Annotated in this window: 2 protein-coding genes and 1 pseudogene; all 3 read left to right on the top strand. The window is 40.7% G+C overall.

Features of this window, described 5'->3' with window-relative positions:
* Positions 1–120: 120 nt before the first annotated feature.
* A pseudogene (greA, locus tag ACO1D1_RS16965) lies at positions 121–598 on the top strand (transcription elongation factor GreA).
* 75 nt (positions 599–673) lie between these two features.
* Positions 674–2,434: a peptidoglycan D,D-transpeptidase FtsI family protein gene (locus tag ACO1D1_RS16960; protein WP_423336536.1), complete on the top strand. Its 1,761-nt coding sequence runs from the start codon at positions 674–676 to the stop codon at positions 2,432–2,434.
* An 83-nt stretch (positions 2,435–2,517) separates the two neighbouring features.
* A partial coding sequence (locus ACO1D1_RS16955) for a DUF1510 family protein (RefSeq protein ID WP_423336535.1) occupies positions 2,518–3,060 on the top strand: 543 nt, incomplete at its 3' end.

The following is a 3,060-nucleotide window of genomic DNA, read 5'->3' as shown; positions in this document are numbered from 1 at the left end:
AACCTGTGCGCCCATATAAGGACAACTAGGAAATCCTATGTATTGCATAGGACAAACAAACTACATACAGTATATACACAATTCGAATGGGGTATTGTGAAGACTAGAAGGAGTGGGGTTTTGGCTGCAGAGAAAGTATTCCCAATGACACAAGCAGGTAAAGACAAACTTGAACAAGAACTGGAATATTTAAAATCAGTAAAACGTAAAGAGGTAGTAGAAAGAATTAAAATTGCCAGAAGTTTCGGAGACTTATCAGAAAACTCTGAATACGATTCCGCGAAAGAAGAGCAAGCGTTTGTTGAGGGACGAATTACAACATTAGAGAATATGATTCGCAATGCCAAAATTATCGCTGAAAGCGAAATGGCCGGCGATTCTGTTTCATTAGGCAGCACGGTAACATTTGTTGAGCTTCCTGATGGAGAAGAAGAAACTTACTCAAATTGTTGGAAGTGCCGAGGCAGATCCGTTTGAAGGAAAAATTTCAAACGACTCGCCAATTGCTAAAAGCCTTTTAGGTAAAAAGGTGGGCGACCAAGTCTCCGTTCAAACTCCAGGCGGTGAAATGAGCGTCCGGATTGTCAGCATAAATTAGTCGGTTTTATAACTATTCATTTGAATATGGTTTGAAATTCAAAATCCTCGTCAAAACTTTTGACGAGGTGTTTTTATGTGGAGAAGACGGGCACTTGGATGGCTTTTTATTTGTATAACCGGTTTGGTACTGCTTTTAGTACGGCTAATGCAAATTCAATTAATGGAGACAAAAACTTTCTCAAAGCATAATGTTAATTTACTTGAAGAAAGTGTGAAGCAAAGAACGCAGGAATTGGTAATTGATAATGGCAGAGGTAACTTTTTAGATCGAAATGGGACCATGCTGACACATAAAAAGGTTTCGGTCCTTGTCCTCTTTCCCTTTTTAAAAAAGCTGGATTGGGAGGCGGAGAAGGTTTCAGAGATTTCCGGAATTCCGGTTCAAGTGCTGAAAAATGCTGTAGAAGGGGCAAAAAAACCGTTTGCTTATGGAGACCCTCAGCCTTTTGAATTGACTGTGTCGCAAATGGAAAAAATCAATGCTTTAAAAATACCTGGAGTGTTTGCCATTGAAAAGAAGTTTGAACGTTCAAGTATTCCTGCGGAACAGTTAATTGGCTTGACTGGGGAAAATCCAAAGGAATTAAAAAAACGGTATCCTGACAAAGAATTGTCAGAGAAAACCTTGCTAGGTGTCTCTGGCCTTGAGGAAAGCTTTGATGAATTTTTGCTTCCTGAAGGGAAATCAAAGCTTGTCTACCATGTGGACGGGACAGGCGGCCCATTATTCGGAATCAACGTTAAATATGTTGATCCGGCAAATCCCTTTTATCCTGTAAATATCCGGACAACCCTTGATAAAAGTATCCAGCAAAAAGCGGAGAACCTTGTTGACCGTTATCAAGTAAAAAAGGGAGGTCTGGTTCTCATTGATATTGAAAATAATTCCGTGCTGGCGATGGTTTCGCGGCCAACAATTAATAAAAAGGATCCATACGGCAGCGGAGGAATTACAAATATGATGTTGAAGCAGCAAATTGCCGGGTCAGTTTTTAAAACGGTTGTTGCCGCTGCAGCAATAGATCAAAATCTAGATAACCCAACGCGTCTATTTGACTGCAGTAAAAAAATTAACGGAAAACCAGAACTAAAATACAACTATGGGATGTTGGATTTTACAAATAGTTTTGCTCGAAGCTGTAACCGAACGTTTGGCGAGCTGGCAAGGGAATTACAAAAAACGAATCCACACATATTAGAAGAGTATGCGGGCAAATTGTCGCTGATCGGTGCGACAGGCTGGCAAGGAGACATTTACCATACAAGTAACTTCAAACAATTTACAAATGAAGATCAGGGCAGAATCTTTTTGTCTGATGAAGCTAGAAAGGATGCTAATTTTGCTGCCATGTCTGGAATTGGCCAGCATGAAGTCCGCGTCACTCCTTTAGCTGCTGCCAATATGATGGCTACAATCGCCAGAGGAGGTAAAAAAGAGGCGGTAAGGGCCGTTTCAAAGATCGAATATAAAAATGGTACGACGATGGTTGATTTTCCTGAAGAAAGCTTAAAGGGGGACACCATTTCTCCCTATACGGCAATGAAACTGCAAAAATTGCTTCGGGAAGTGGTGCTAAACCCGAGTGGCACCGGAAGATGGTTTAAAGATCTCCCCTTTGAGGTGGCCGGAAAATCAGGTACTGCTGAAACTGGGAAATTTGACGATGGCAGGCAGTTGCATAATAAATGGTTTGCCGGATATTTTCCCTATCAAAAACCTAAATACGCCTTGGTGACCGTGAATTTAGATGTATTGGATTCGGAGGGCGGAGTGAACTTGTTATTTGCTGATATGGTTAAGATGCTGTATGAAAGAGATTCTAAGCAAGAGTGATGAAATGGTTTTTCCTTCAAGTTCTTATGAAATCATGTTAGAAGATTGACAAGCCTTATTTTACGGAGGGATAAACTTGAGTAATGATTTTAAGTCTAATTCGCGTTCAGGTTATCGCGCGAAAAAGGAAAAAAACGAATCTCGTCTTAAATAGTTTAATTGTCATTGTGCTGCTATTAATTATTTTTGTTGCATACAATATTTTCGCATCAGGAAATGACAAAGCCGCACCAAAGAAGGAAAGTCCAAAAACAGAACAAACGAAAACAGTAGATAAAGAACAGAAGGACACGGCAGGTGCAGAGCAAAAGGAAAAACAAGAGCAAAAAGCCGCAAAGAATGACGATTTCTCCGACAAAGATGTGGAAGACAAACAAGAAAGTGAGGAAACCGCTGCACCTGAAGAGGCGGAAATTAAGATTCACAGGCAGTCGTTTCTGGATGGCAAAACCATCGAGAATCCGTCTTGGAAAGTAACTCTTGAGCCACAAGTCCAAACTGGAGAACACACACCTGTATATAGCGGAGTAGATTGGGATGAAATGCTTACTGCCATCTCATATGCTACCGGGATAGATCAAGGTAATATGACTGTCTATTGGCTTGGCAGGGATCAATCTAAGACG

Origin of the sequence: Neobacillus sp. 19, from assembly GCF_049463095.1 — a bacterium.
Taxonomy (GTDB): domain Bacteria; phylum Bacillota; class Bacilli; order Bacillales; family Cytobacillaceae; genus Neobacillus.
This window is presented reverse-complemented; position numbering and strand designations above follow the sequence as displayed.

Bases quoted from the DNA above. Each gene is read 5' to 3' on its own strand.
- ACO1D1_RS16960 (WP_423336536.1), top strand. From the start codon at position 674: ATGTGGAGAAGACGGGCACTTGGATGGCTTTTTATTTGTATAACCGGT.